Source organism: Bacillus sp. ISL-47, from assembly GCF_018613175.1.
Taxonomy (GTDB): Bacteria; Bacillota; Bacilli; order Bacillales; family Cytobacillaceae; genus Cytobacillus.
Genome location: NZ_JAGGQS010000014.1, coordinates 20,417 through 33,600 on the forward strand (window position 1 = coordinate 20,417; position 13,184 = coordinate 33,600).

The 13,184-nt window shown below is 41.1% G+C and carries 13 protein-coding genes and 1 pseudogene; 9 read left to right on the plus strand and 5 right to left on the minus strand.

Features of this window, described 5'->3' with window-relative positions:
* Positions 1-42: 42 nt before the first annotated feature.
* Entirely contained in the window at positions 43-1,266 is a 1,224-nt protein-coding gene (locus J7I93_RS05750) for an MFS transporter (RefSeq protein WP_214724192.1), read from the minus strand.
* A gap of 192 nt (positions 1,267-1,458) precedes the next feature.
* Here J7I93_RS05750 and J7I93_RS05755 point away from each other — a divergent pair, with 192 nt between their 5' ends.
* Both J7I93_RS05755 and J7I93_RS05760 read left to right on the plus strand, forming a co-directional pair.
* A complete protein-coding gene (locus J7I93_RS05755) occupies positions 1,459-2,025 on the plus strand; it encodes a hypothetical protein (protein WP_214724194.1) in 567 nt (188 codons plus the stop codon).
* Between the two features lie 37 nt (positions 2,026-2,062).
* Positions 2,063-2,422 (plus strand): annotated as a pseudogene (locus J7I93_RS05760) (efflux RND transporter permease subunit); the annotation flags it as partial.
* Between the two features lie 342 nt (positions 2,423-2,764).
* On the opposite strand, the gene J7I93_RS05765 reads toward J7I93_RS05760, so the two are convergent.
* Together J7I93_RS05765 and J7I93_RS05770 are read right to left on the minus strand one after the other, a co-directional pair.
* On the minus strand, positions 2,765-3,415 hold the full coding sequence (locus J7I93_RS05765; protein ID WP_214724196.1) for an aspartate/glutamate racemase family protein: 651 nt from the start codon (positions 3,413-3,415) through the stop codon (positions 2,765-2,767).
* A gap of 218 nt (positions 3,416-3,633) precedes the next feature.
* Positions 3,634-4,863, minus strand: coding sequence for an MFS transporter (locus tag J7I93_RS05770; protein WP_214724198.1), 1,230 nt, complete (start codon positions 4,861-4,863; stop codon positions 3,634-3,636).
* A gap of 246 nt (positions 4,864-5,109) precedes the next feature.
* On the opposite strand from J7I93_RS05770, the gene J7I93_RS05775 reads away from it, so the two are divergent.
* Entirely contained in the window at positions 5,110-6,384 is a 1,275-nt protein-coding gene (locus tag J7I93_RS05775) for a DUF2254 domain-containing protein (protein WP_214724200.1), read from the plus strand.
* 105 nt (positions 6,385-6,489) lie between these two features.
* Entirely contained in the window at positions 6,490-6,624 is a 135-nt protein-coding gene (locus J7I93_RS05780; RefSeq protein WP_214724202.1) for a BA3454 family stress response protein, read from the plus strand.
* 93 nt (positions 6,625-6,717) lie between these two features.
* Here the strand turns inward: J7I93_RS05780 and J7I93_RS05785 are convergent, their stop codons facing one another.
* Both J7I93_RS05785 and J7I93_RS05790 read right to left on the minus strand, forming a co-directional pair.
* A complete protein-coding gene (locus tag J7I93_RS05785) occupies positions 6,718-7,407 on the minus strand; it encodes a hypothetical protein (RefSeq protein ID WP_214724204.1) in 690 nt (229 codons plus the stop codon).
* Positions 7,408-7,619: 212 nt separating this feature from the next.
* Entirely contained in the window at positions 7,620-8,393 is a 774-nt protein-coding gene (locus J7I93_RS05790; protein ID WP_214724206.1) for a general stress protein, read from the minus strand.
* Between the two features lie 178 nt (positions 8,394-8,571).
* Between J7I93_RS05790 and J7I93_RS05795 the strand changes: the two genes are divergently transcribed.
* From J7I93_RS05795 to J7I93_RS05815, 5 genes are all read left to right on the plus strand, one after another.
* Positions 8,572-9,780 carry an alanyl-tRNA editing protein gene (locus J7I93_RS05795; protein ID WP_214724208.1) on the plus strand — a complete coding sequence of 403 codons (1,209 nt, stop codon included), beginning with the start codon at positions 8,572-8,574 and terminating at the stop codon, positions 9,778-9,780.
* A gap of 160 nt (positions 9,781-9,940) precedes the next feature.
* Positions 9,941-10,258, plus strand: a complete 318-nt coding sequence (locus tag J7I93_RS05800) for a DUF3870 domain-containing protein (protein ID WP_214724210.1) — start codon at positions 9,941-9,943, stop codon at positions 10,256-10,258.
* Positions 10,259-10,456: 198 nt separating this feature from the next.
* Complete coding sequence (locus J7I93_RS05805) at positions 10,457-11,281, plus strand: M55 family metallopeptidase (protein WP_214724212.1); 825 nt, start codon at positions 10,457-10,459, stop codon at positions 11,279-11,281.
* A 13-nt stretch (positions 11,282-11,294) separates the two neighbouring features.
* Positions 11,295-12,227 (plus strand): ABC transporter permease, encoded by a 933-nt coding sequence (locus J7I93_RS05810; protein ID WP_214724214.1) that lies wholly within the window; start codon positions 11,295-11,297, stop codon positions 12,225-12,227.
* A complete protein-coding gene (locus tag J7I93_RS05815) occupies positions 12,227-13,183 on the plus strand; it encodes an ABC transporter permease (RefSeq protein ID WP_214724216.1) in 957 nt (318 codons plus the stop codon). Before J7I93_RS05810 ends, J7I93_RS05815 begins: the two co-directional genes overlap by 1 nt.
* The last annotated feature ends 1 nt before the right edge of the window (position 13,184 follow it).

Below are 13,184 nucleotides of genomic sequence, written 5' to 3' on the forward strand. Positions count from 1 at the left end.
TGCAGGATAAATGAATGCTGCAAGGCTTCTCTATTTATTCAATTAAATTCCCCTAATAAACTCCCTCTTTTCTTTTACAAGATCCACTCTTGCAAACAGAAGTGCATACATAATAGTAAAAATAAGATACGACAAGCCAATAATAAGGCTAAGAGTCCTCGGGGCAAAAATCTCCAGCAGGAATCCTGCTGCACCCATGGAGATAGCCAAGGAAAGGTTTGAAACCATCTGCATTAAACCAAAAAAGGTTCCCTGTTTGGATCGGGGTATGAATTTCATCATGACCGTGTCCAGGCAGATGTTGCCAAGGCCGCCAGCAAAGGTGATCAGCACAACGGTGAAAAGTGCTGCATAAAAGCTTGGTGCGAGGCTTAATAAAATATGGCCAGTGCCTTCTAAAGCAATAAAGATGATCGCGAGTATCAGGATGCCCTTCTTGATCATATGAGAAAAGAATGAACTTAGAATAAGTCCAATCCCCAATGCGCCATACATAAACCCAACGCCCAATTCTCCCATATCAAAAACTTCCAGCCCATAAATGCTTACAAGAATATTGTCTATTCCATTGGCGAGCGGCATGGTCAGCATCATGATAAAAAAGGCAATTAGTGCAGAAGAGCCAAGTATAAGTCTCGCTGGCGAAATCGCAGCAGATGTTTTCGTTTTTTTTCTATTTTCCTCAGAGACAGCCGGGAAAACCATCCTGGAGATTAGATATGCTGATAACAAGAAGGTAAGGGCGTTAATCATGAAAGCAGCATTGTTTCCCAGAAAGTAGGAGAGGATTCCGCCGGTGCTTGATCCAATAATGAGGACGGCCCCGATCATGACTTGTTCAATCGCATTAACATATATGAGCCTATCTGATTTTACAAGGGCAGGTATCGCAGACATCCTGGCTGGTGAGTAGATGGCTTCTGCAGTTGAGATTAGGAACGCACATGCGTAAACCATCCATAAATCCCCTGCATCCCTTACGAAAAGCAGCCCCAGGACAACAGGCACTCTCAACAAGTCTGCTGCCACCAGAATGGCCTTTTTGGAAAAGCGGTCTGCGAGCATTCCGCCTATTGGGGCAATGAAGAAAAAAGGTGCCATGCGAATGGCGAATAACAGCCCAATCGCTACTCCGGAACCGGTTACGTGGTATAGCAGTGCAAGCAGCGCAACCTGTGTAAAACGATTTCCAATTCCATTAATGACACCAGCCCAAAAAAGCTTTTGATAATTTGCTTCCTGTTTCCATACAGTCCAATTTGTCATTTTTTCGGTACCTCTGCGAATGTTAATTCGATATATACCCTAATTTACTGATAGAAATATTTAATTAGATAAATATCTAATTAGATTATATTCGAATTAGATTATTTTCACAATCAAAAAAATTTACTTTTTTTATAGAGTTGAAACTTTATCTTTTGGATAATCGTAAAGATTATTAAGGAGGCGGGTTTGATGAAATTAATTTTCGAGTTTCTATTTCTATCAATTGTTATCTATTACAGCTATCATTACATCATTTTAATAACGAAAATGAAGAAGAAAACTGCCCTTATTCCTTTTGACAAGATTGACCTGAAAACAGTAAGGAAATTCCCCCAGAAATCTGCAGATGCCCCTGTTATCTCAAAAAATAAGCTGGGACTAACCATGTATGCTGTCATGCTGTTTTTTCTAATCGCTACGTTTATATTCGGAAAATATAATATGAAGTTCAGCTGGACATATCTCTATCTGCTTTTTATCCCTTTAATCAATGCCAAGGATCTTCTGAATGTATTTGCTGTCTTTGGTGACGGCTTTATAAGCGGAAGCAAGTTTGTTCCATGGAAAAAGGTGAAATCCTTTCATTTCAAAAAAATCGTTTTGAATCATAAATACTATGGATATTCTCAGGAAGTAAATGAAGGCTATGAACTGATCCTAAAAACAAAAATGACCAGCCACAGCCTAGTTGTAACGGAAGAGGAAATGAAGGAAAGGCTTGCAAGTATTTTCGAAGAGCATGTGAAAAAGGGATAAAGATTACTGCATTTATCCTCTGAGTTGATTGGAGCGCTCCGTTTCTGTCATGATGGGATTATTAATGTTAATCAGTATTGTGGTAACGAACGCCATCTTGCTTGTTGACCGTATTATTCATATGGAACGCGACGGGATGGTGATGCGGGAAGCGGTTCTCGAAGCCGGTGCAACTCGTCTTCGCCCCATCCTTATGACAGCCACTGCGACAATCGGTGCTTTGATCCCGCTGGCAATCGGCTAAGACGGTGGCGGTTTAATCTCAAAGGGCCTTGCGATTACGGTAATTGGAGGTTTAACAAGTTCAATGTTATTAACACTAATTATTGTACCGATCGTTTACGAAGTCCTATCCAAGATATTTAAGAAAAACCGTAAAGAAATTGATGAAAACTAAAAAGATAGCCCTGCAAGGATGAATAACTGCCTGCAGGGCTTTTTTATTTTTAACTGTGTTTTAGTTAATTCTTGATTTAGCCCCGTGTTGTTTGGAGTGGAATGCATGAGACTCCAGCTAGATAAGCGAATCAAAGGGAGACCACGAAGGCGCAGAGCGCCGAGGAGATCTTGAGACTGTCCGCGGCGAGTGCCTGCAGCGGAAATCAACACTCAAGCTTAACATAGCATTATTTTTAGTGCTTTTGATCAGATTAGTGTTGATCACTTACAGGACCTTTAAAGAGGTGGCAAACACAAGAGTAATAAACTAATAAATATAAAGCGACAAATGGAAAGATAATTATTTGGAAGCTTGAAGCCTATCTTTGAAGTAATCCAAACATCTTTTTGCAGTAAGTATCGGACCAGTTAAAATGGGAACAGAGGTATCGACTTGCCTGGCAACATGAGACATACTGTATTGGGATAAAACAATTACATCCACACTTTTTTCTAATTCCAGTATCATTTCTGATATTAAGCGATCATGCTCCTCCGTATTGCCTTTTTTCAATAATTGGAGTGCTATTTTATTCACTAAAGACTCAACATGGATGTTTGGTTTTTCTTTATATAAATAGTCTTGGAGAGCGAGGGGGGTAGCTTGTACGGTAGAAATTAACCCAATCCGATGATAAGCCAGTGCTTCATCCAGCATCGCTTCATCCGACCGAAATATCTTAGCATCGTATAAAGGCTGTAGGACGCCAGACAAATTATTAAATGCAGAACAAGTTAATTGGATCATATCTACATCGGAATCGATTGCCGAATCGAGCAAACGGGTGAAGCTTCTTATTATAGCCGGGGTTAGTTCACCTTGCTTTTCCAGCCTGTTTAATAAACCGGTATCCAGTAAGTGTATAATTTCTGCATCGGGGGCAACCTCGTTAAAAGCTTCTTCAATAGGCTGAATCGATTCTTTCATAGCGTGTACTAAAGCAACCTTCATTTTGCCAGCTCCTTTGTATATCTTCTAAGTGCCAATCAGGGCATTTACTCCTTTATCCTTTTTAATTTATTTCTATATGCATTTACTGACTCCTTGTTTTATTTAGCTAATTTCCTTTGTTTTTAAATTTATGCTTTCTGTGTTGATAGTGTAATACGTGAAAGAATGTAATTTAAAAGAAATCTTAAAATAGTATATTAATTTTTTTATTCTTCAGGCTATAAAGCCGTTCTCATGAACACCCTTTTTTCTTTTACAAGATCTACCCCAGCAAACAGAAAAGCGTACATGAAGGTAAATAGGATATAAGCAAGACCTACGATTAAGCTCAGATTCCTCGGTGCGAAGATTTCCAATAGAAACCCGGCGGAGCCCATTGAGATAGCCAGGGAAAGATTTGAGAGCATCTGCATGAACCCAAAAAATGTTCCCTGCTTTGATTTGGGTATAAACTTCATCATGACTGTATCCAGGAAGATATTGCCAAGTCCTCCAGCGAAGGTAATGAACACTACGGTTAACAGAGCAAATGTAAAGCTTGGAGTAAGACTTAATAAAATATGTCCTGTTCCTTCCAGGGCAATGAAGATAATTACCAGTGTAATGAGGCCGCGTTTGATCATATGTGAAAAGATTGAGCTTAAAATAAGGCCAAGCCCCAATGCCCCATACATAAAGCCTACACCCAATTCTCCCATATCGAATACTTCAAGGCCGTAAATGCTCACAAGGATATTATCTATTCCATTGGCAATCGGCATCGTCAGCATAATGATGAAGAAAGCTATAAGTGCAGATGAACCCAATACCAGCCTTAAAGGTGAAAAAATAGGTGAAGATACTGTTTTTGGTTTCTTTTCTTTTTTAGCATAGACCGGAAAACATAGCTTGGAAATAAGGATGGCTGATAATAAAAATGTTACCCCATTTATCATAAATGCTGCCTGGTTTCCGAATACAAAAGATAGAATGCCTCCGGTACTTGATCCGATAATGAGGACAGACCCCGTCAAGATCTGTTCAATGGCATTAACGTATAAAAGCCTATCTGGTTTTACGAGAGCGGGAATGGAAGAAATTCTAGTCGGAGAGCAGATTGCTTCACCCATGGCGATGATGAATGAACTCGAATAAACAATCCATAGGTGCTCCGGTTCCCGGACAAAAAGTAATGCAAGAACAGCAGGTGCTCTGAGAAGGTCGATCGTTATGAGAGTCGCTTTTTTGGAGAATTGGTCAGCCAGCATCCCCCCTATTGGGGCCAAGAAAAGGAAAGGAACCATACGTATTGCAAACAGCAGCCCTATAGCTACCCCTGAACCTGTAACCTGATAAAGCAACGCAAGAAGCGCTACCTGTGTAAATCGGTTCCCTATTCCATTAATGACACCGGCCCAAAAAAGCATTTGATAATTTTTTTCTTTTTTCCATACAGTCCAGTTTGTCATTTCGGCATCCTCTCTATCAAAAATTAATTCGATGAATATCTAATTTAATAGCAAAAAAACGGCCATACTCATTGCTGGTGTATAAAGATTAGGTATATAGCTAATTAGATTATATTCAAATTAGTTATTTTCCACAATCCCCATTATCCTTTATGAACATCTTCTGTTTAACCGAGAGAAATATGGGGCAAACCATCAATAAGTCTTTCCTTAAATTTGGAGGTTTGAGTGTTTAGGAGTCTATATTTGCGCATTAAAAATTTTATTTGGCTGGTGCCTGCTATCTATACATTTGGCGCCTTTATCCTTTCAATCATCGTTTTTATTATCGATTTAAACTTTTCTAGTAAAATGCCCGATTTTTACTCGGCTGTTTTCCTTGTCGGTCTGGAGCTGGCAGAAACAATCCTCGGGACGATCGCTGGGTCCTTGCTGACCATGACAACCATAACCTTCTCGACGATTATGGTTGTTTTGACAACCTATTCTTCGCAGTTCTCTCCGCGCACGCTTCAAAATTTCATTCGTGATCCAATTACCATGCGCGTGCTGGGCATTTTTATTGGCGGTTTTGTTTATGCGATTTTTTCATTGTTATTTTTAAGAGAGGGTTCTGTGGGGAACCATGTTGCATCAGCAACCTTTGGCGTGCTTATTGCTTTTATTTGCTTAGCGTTCTTTGCCTATTTTATCCACCATGTTGCGACCTCTGTTCAGGTCAGTAAGCTGATTGAAAGGCTGGCCAAGGATTTACTGGATACCATTGAGGAAATCAGGGATAAGGTGGAGAAAAACAATAACATTTCCCTGCTGAAGGTCACTCCGATGGAACCTTTGAATCTTCCAGATATCTCAGAGGTGAAAAGCGAAAAGTTCGGTTATATCCAGCTAGTTGATACGGATATCTTGTATAAACAAGCCTGCGACCAGGGGATAACCATTGAGGTGAAGAAGTGTATAGGCCAGTTTGTGTCAGAAAAGAAAACATTGGCTGTTATCCATCATGATGGAGATTACAAAAATAGTTTTCTGCAGGCCATTACAATTGGCAAAGAAAGAACAACCATGCAGGATGTTGAGTTTGGGTTGCAGAAAATAGCTGAAATCGCCTTAAGGGCCATATCGCCTGGAATTAACGATCCCAATACAGCGATCGAATGTATTCGTTATCTGGGTGTTGGTTTATCTGAAGCCAGTAAGCTGGATGGCTCCTATTTGGTTTATTATAATGATGAAAATGAAGTGAAGGTTATACTGGAGCAAAAACCATTTAATGAAATTTTGCATACATCTCTTCATCAAATAGTCCATTATGGACGCAGTGATGTTTCTGTCATGGGAGCAATACTGGATGCCTTATTTGATGCAGCTGAGGATAATAATGAGGAGATAAAGAAACAAATCCTTCATTTTAGCGAGTATACAGCCGAAAAGATTGATAAAGATTCATTAACAGAAATGGATCTGGAATATCTGTTAGAAAAGAAGAAAAAGCTTGCTGAACTAATATTCAAGAGCTGATTGCGGGGCAATCGCCTTTATTAAGGGCAGTGATGAGAAAGGGGGTTTTAAAACCAGCCTTTGTTGGTAGTTATATAGTATAACAACCAGAAAGGATCATGAGATATGAAAGAAATCACTGTAACGATTGATTATGATGGAATGAAATATCAGACCAATATCATCACAAATAAAGAAGCCCGTGATGAGGAAATTATGAAACAGGCAGAAGACCAGGTCAGAAAACAATGGGCAGGATGAATCTGCGAAAGGATATATTAAAACCCCTTTATTAGCACAAATGTGTGGCAGATAAGGGGGTTTTTGTATATATTGATGAGGTTTCATAAGCTTTTAACGGAGCTTTTGATCCAACTTTGCCTGCAAAAATTCAATTCTATTTGGCAGGACAAATAAATACTCTATTAAACTTTCTAATAGCTCCATCAATAATGCAGCCATCTCTTGATCAATATCCTTCTCAAGGTCAAGCATTTGGTAAAAGGCGCTTCCCGGCTGAACCAGCTGGCTTAGAGCTTGTAGGGGCTTTGCTAAATCAACATGTTTTGGCAATTGTTCAAATTGCTTTGAAAGATTTTGCCCTTTGATTTCTTCACCGAGAAAGTTTTTAAGAATGCTTTCCAGGACCCGTTTTGACATGACTGCAGTAGCAACCGTATCTTTTGATTGGCTGACGTTTAAGGCGGATCGGTAAGCTCTTGTTAAATCAGCCGGTATATCTTGGATTTTCTCTAGATGAGTCAGAAGCTCTTTGGCAGAGTTGGGATCATAAATATAAAGGGCAGTTTCTTCGCTTGTTTGATCGGTTTGGTTAAGTATCATGATAAAGACTGACTCTTTTTTGCAGGCCGAACATACCCCGTGGGAAAGAATGCTTGACTTACTTGTATGGCTATAATTAGCTTTAATTGTAAAAAGGCTTGTTTTACCGCATTTCGGACACTCGCATTGAACGCTTGCGGGTATTTTTTTATAGCCGAATTGACTATGAGAAACAACTTGCGCAGGCAATACCCTTCTCATAATATCCCTCCGTATATCTTTTTAACGTCACTATACTTAAATTACCATTCCATTACATTTAAGTATAACTTTGAAAATAGTAAGGACAAGCCTGAAAAATCTGGAATTTAGTGGGGTTTAGTGATATAGGCATTAATGGTGAAGAAAAAAGGGAGCTGCTTTCAATTTAGAAAGCAGCTCCCATTCATATTAAATATCTACTCTTAAAGTACTTATCCTTTATAAGGGTTATCTCGATTCTCCCTTACATTGTCAAAGTCGTAAGCGTCTCTGCGGCGAACATCCACTTCATCGTTATAGCCGGATACAGTGCGGTCAGTAAAGTCATCTGCTGTTGTATCACCAAGGTTTTCACTTAGCGGCCGGTTTGAATCAAGATTGTCATCTGTCCAAAGACTGCTGCTGTTTCGAGTATTATCCTTAAAAGCATTGGTTCCGTGATCAAGCTCGCCAGGATTTAAAGGGTCAACATTTGTATAGGTTGTCCGATCTCCTTCAAGCGTTGTACGGTCAGTGCCGGTATAGCCGTCATTAAAGTCAGCAGATCTGGTTTCGGGATCTACTAGCACAAGGATTTTCCCTGACTTGACATCCGCTTCATAACGATGTGCTTCCTCTTCAGGAATGCCCATTCCAATAAGAGCACCGGCAATACCGCCTGCCCCAGCACCAACAGCAGCACCCGTTAATGTTGCAGCAATTGGTCCTGCGGCTACAATTGGCCCAATTCCAGGAATGGCTAATGCGCCAACACCTGCAAGCAGACCTGTCAACCCTCCAAGTACCCCGCCTGTAGCAGCTCCAGTGGCTAGTCCTTCTTCTGTTTTAGTTCCTGTTTCTTCTGTAACTGCGTCTACATCTTCTTGATTTTTACTGATTACCGAAATATCCTCAGGACGATATCCTTCAGATCTTAATTTTTCTACGGCTTGAATAGCTTCCTGCTCTGTATCATATGCGCCTACGATATGTTTGCTTGTTGCCATTGTTATCATCCTCCTTGTTTTTTGTTGCTTATCTATTGGTGTACATACCTTTTTACGAGCATCTATAAACCGGGTGGGTAAAATTACTAATAATTTATCCTTGACTAACGAGTTTGCTTGACCTCAAAAAGCTAAATGGTTAGTTTTATAATAGAATAGACTAGGAAGGTTGATTAAATTGAATAAAATCTATTACAGGGACCCATACATACAATCATTTAAAACGGAATTGCAGCATCAGGGAACAGATGGCCAGGGAAGGATTTTTGTGGTACTTAAGGAAACTGCTTTTTATCCCACTGGCGGAGGCCAGCCCCATGACCTGGGTACACTGAATGGAATAAAAGTGCTGGATGTTGAAGAGGCAGAAGGAGAAATCCGTCATTATTTAGAAAGGGAAATGGATGGTTCTGTCCTGGAAGTGTCAGGCGAAATAGAGTGGGAAAGGCGGTTTGACCATATGCAGCAGCATGCTGGCCAGCATATATTATCAGCTGCCCTTGAGGAGCTTTACGGGTATAAAACGGTCAGCTTTCATTTGGGGAAAGATTTATTAACGATTGACTTGGATATTGCCAGCCTTCCAGAACAGCATGCAGAGGAAGCTGAGAAATTGGCCAATACCATAATCCTTGAGAATCGGCCTATTGTAACAAAGTGGGTAACAGCTGAAGAAGCTGCGCATTTTCCTCTTCGCAAGCAGCTTTCAGTTAACGAAGATATTCGGCTGGTCATTATTCCCGAATACGACTATAACGGATGCGGTGGAACGCACCCCTCTTCTACTGGCCAAGTAGGCAGCATCAAAATATTGGGCTGGGAGCGGCAAAAGAAGAAAATACGATTGCAATTTATCTGCGGCAGCCGTGTACTTAAACAGTTTCAGCAAAGATACAGGATTACGAAAGAACTCAGCCAGCTGCTTAATGCCCCAGAACAGGACCTGCTTATGGCGGGAAAACGATTAATTAATAATGGAAAGGATCTCGAGAAGGAACTGGAAGAAGCAAAAGCTGCCCTTTTAGTCTATGAAGCAAAGGAAATGGCCAGCGATGCAGCTATAGCAGAGAATGGGAAGCTGATCAGTGGATACTATCAGGAGCGTTCCATTCAGGAATTACAAAAGCTTGCACGCCTTATTGCAGGGCAGTCAGAAAGTGCAGCCGTTATTTTGGTAAATGAGACGGTGGAAAAACTGCAATTTGTTTGTGCGAGGGGAACACTTTCTGAAATCAATATGAAGGACCTATCGGCAGCTCTCTTAAACAAGATTAATGGCAAAGGAGGCGGAAATCCGCATTTTGCACAAGGTGGCGGAGAGAAGCTAATGAGTGGAGAAGAACTGCTGGAACAAGCGCTGGAACTTGCAGGACAAAAGATTAATTAAGGCTGCTGAATTGATAAAATATTTAGAAAAGTATTGAAAAGTGATTGTAATAGAGCCGCTGTTGTATTACAATTTTGGTATGGGCCATGCATTATAATGAATGTTTATGTTGACCGCATAAACACCTCATATAGTATCCGGTTCTGCAGGAGGCAAGTTCATGTATCAGCAAAATACCGTTTATATTATCGGAGACAGCAAGACATCATTGAACAATCCTATCATGCAAAAATATAATGGTTTCTTTGTTGCACTTATAATCGATAGGGAAACAGATGAAATTGTAGATGCTGAATGTTCATCTACCATTAATTTAACCTCATTATTTATTAAATCTATATTTGTTGGCAAATCCATATTAGAAGTAGACAGGGTGATGGAAGAAATTGAAAACCGCTACTTCGGTTCCTCTCAAAAGGCCCTAATGGTTGCTTTTAAAAATGCCCATATAAAATACTCACAAATTATGAATAAATAGAGCTGCTTTTTCTGTTATCCGCAGATGAAATCCAGCTATCAGAGAAGAACTATCTTTCTCCGATAGCTGGATTTTTTCATTTTAAATTGGAACTGCAATATCTTAATTTGGAAGGCTATTGGAATAGTTTACAGAAAATATAAAATAATCTATAATATAGAAAAATACTATAATAATATAATATTTGGGGGATTCTGAATGAAGCTTTATCTATCAGTTGATATGGAAGGGATTACAGGGCTGGCAGACCACGCCCATGTTGATTCTTCTAAACATAATTATGAACGCGGCAGAGTGATCATGACCGATGAAGCAAATCATGTTGTCACTACTGCTTTTGAAGAAGGCTGCAGTGAGGTTATTGTGAATGACAGCCACTCCAAGATGAATAACCTCTTAATTGAAAGGATGCATCCTGAAACACAGCTAATTACCGGCGATGTTAAACCATATTCAATGGTCCAGGGATTGGATTCCAGCTTTGCAGGTGCGATGTTTGTAGGCTATCATGCACGCGCTTCCATGAAGGGGGTTATGTCCCACTCTATGATATTTGGCGTGAGGCATATGTACATAAATGACAAGGCTATTGGCGAGATGGGCTTCAATGCCTATGTGGCCGGCTACCACGGCGTTCCTGTTTTAATGGTGGCCGGGGATAACCAGGCGGCTTTTGAAGCAGAAGAATTAATTCCAAACGTCACAACTGCTGTTGTAAAAGAAACGATTTCCCGTTCAGCTGTAAAGTCGCTGACTCCGGCAAAAGCAGGGCAGCTTTTAGAAGAAAAAGCAGCAGAGGCTCTTAAAAAGAAAGACCTCGTCAAGCCTCTTGTTCCGCCAGATAACCCTGTATTAAGAATTGAATTTGCCAATTACGGCCAGGCTGAGTGGGCAGCTTTGATGCCTGGAGCAGAGATTGAAGAGAATACAACCATTGTCCGCTATCAGGCAAAAGACATCCTTGAAGCATACCAGGCAATGCTGGTGATGACTGAGCTGGCCATGAGAACTACATTCTGTTAGGAAGTGTAAATGAATGACTGGATACATAATTAAGCGACTTTTCGCCATGATGGTAACACTGTGGTTCATTATCACACTGACATTTTTCTTAATGCATTCTATTCCTGGCTCTCCTTTTAATGAAGAAAGGAATACGAGTGAAGCGGTTCAGCGAAACCTTGAGAAGTTCTACCATTTGGATGAACCGCTCTATGTCCAATACGGGATGTATTTGAAATCTGTTGTTACGTTTGATTTTGGCCCATCTATTAAAAAGTCATCCCAGACAGTCAATGAAATGCTGGGACGGGGATTCCCGGTTTCATTTGAGCTGGGTATAGTCACTCTCATCGTGGCCGTTTTCTCCGGGATTGCCCTGGGAATCATTGCAGCGCTCCGCCACAATGGCATTATTGATTATTTAGCGATGACGATTGCCGTACTGGGAATATCAGTACCAAACTTTGTGCTGGCCACGTTGTTAATTCAGCAGCTTGCGGTTAATTTGGCTATCCTTCCGGTGGCCACCTGGTCAAGTCCGAAACACATGATCTTGCCAACTCTGGCGCTCGCAACCGGACCAATGGCCATTATTGCCCGTCTGACACGCTCAAGCATGCTGGAGGTACTGACACAGGACTACATAAAGACAGCAAAAGCAAAGGGCCTATCTCCTGTTAAAATTGTTTTCAAACACGCATTAAGAAATGCCCTGCTGCCGGTTGTTACCGTTTTGGGATCATTGGCGGCAAGCATTTTGACAGGGACATTTGTTATTGAAAAGATCTTCGCCATTCCTGGAATGGGAAAGTATTTCGTTGAAAGCATCAATACGCGTGATTATCCGGTCATAATGGGAACGACCGTTTTTTACAGCACCATCTTAATAATGATGCTATTCCTCGTTGATATTGCGTACGGAGTTTTAGATCCAAGAATTAAGCTGCATAAAAAGGAGGGAAGCTAATGGAACTGCGCAAACAGCATGATAACCATAATCTTGCACCCGATATTCCGGATGATTGGTTTGTGCCCAAGGCCAAGGATCAGGATGAAGCGGAAGCAGTTGTAAGGCCAAGCCTTTCCTACTGGCAGGATGCCTGGCGCCGGCTATTGAAGAATAAGCTCGCAATGGCAGGATTATTCTTTCTCATAGCATTAGCTTTTATGGCCATATTCGGCCCAGCCATATCACCGCACAGTGTATCCGAGCAGTCCCTCGCCAATCAGAATTTGCCTCCATCTTCAAAATATTGGTTTGGCACCGATGAGCTGGGCCGTGATGTGTTCGCAAGAACCTGGTATGGGGCAAGAATTTCTTTGTTCGTCGGTATTGTAGCGGCGATGATTGACTTTGCAATTGGTGTCATATATGGCGGTATTGCCGGCTATAAAGGGGGCCGGACAGATAATGCCATGATGAGAATCGTTGAAATCCTTTATGGGCTTCCATACTTGCTTGTTGTTATATTAATCAGCGTTGTAATGGGACCTGGTTTATTTACAATCATATTTGCCCTCTCGGTAACGGGCTGGGTAGGCATGGCGCGGATTGTCCGCGGACAGGTTCTGCAAATTAAAAACTATGAATTTGTATTGGCATCCAAGACATTCGGAACAAAGACTTCCCGGATTATCAAGAAAAACCTGCTGCCAAATACAATGGGCCCAATCATCGTACAGATGACTCTTACAGTGCCGTCAGCCATCTTTGCAGAAGCGTTTCTGAGCTTCCTTGGTTTAGGCATTCAGCCTCCTTTTGCGAGCTGGGGATCAATGGCAAATGATGGTTTATCTACAATTCTATCAGGCCACTGGTGGCGCCTGTTCTTCCCGGCCTTTTTCATCTCCCTGACAATGTTTTCATTTAATGTGCTTGGGGACGGATTGCAGGATGCACTCGATCCGAAGTTAAGGAGGTAGC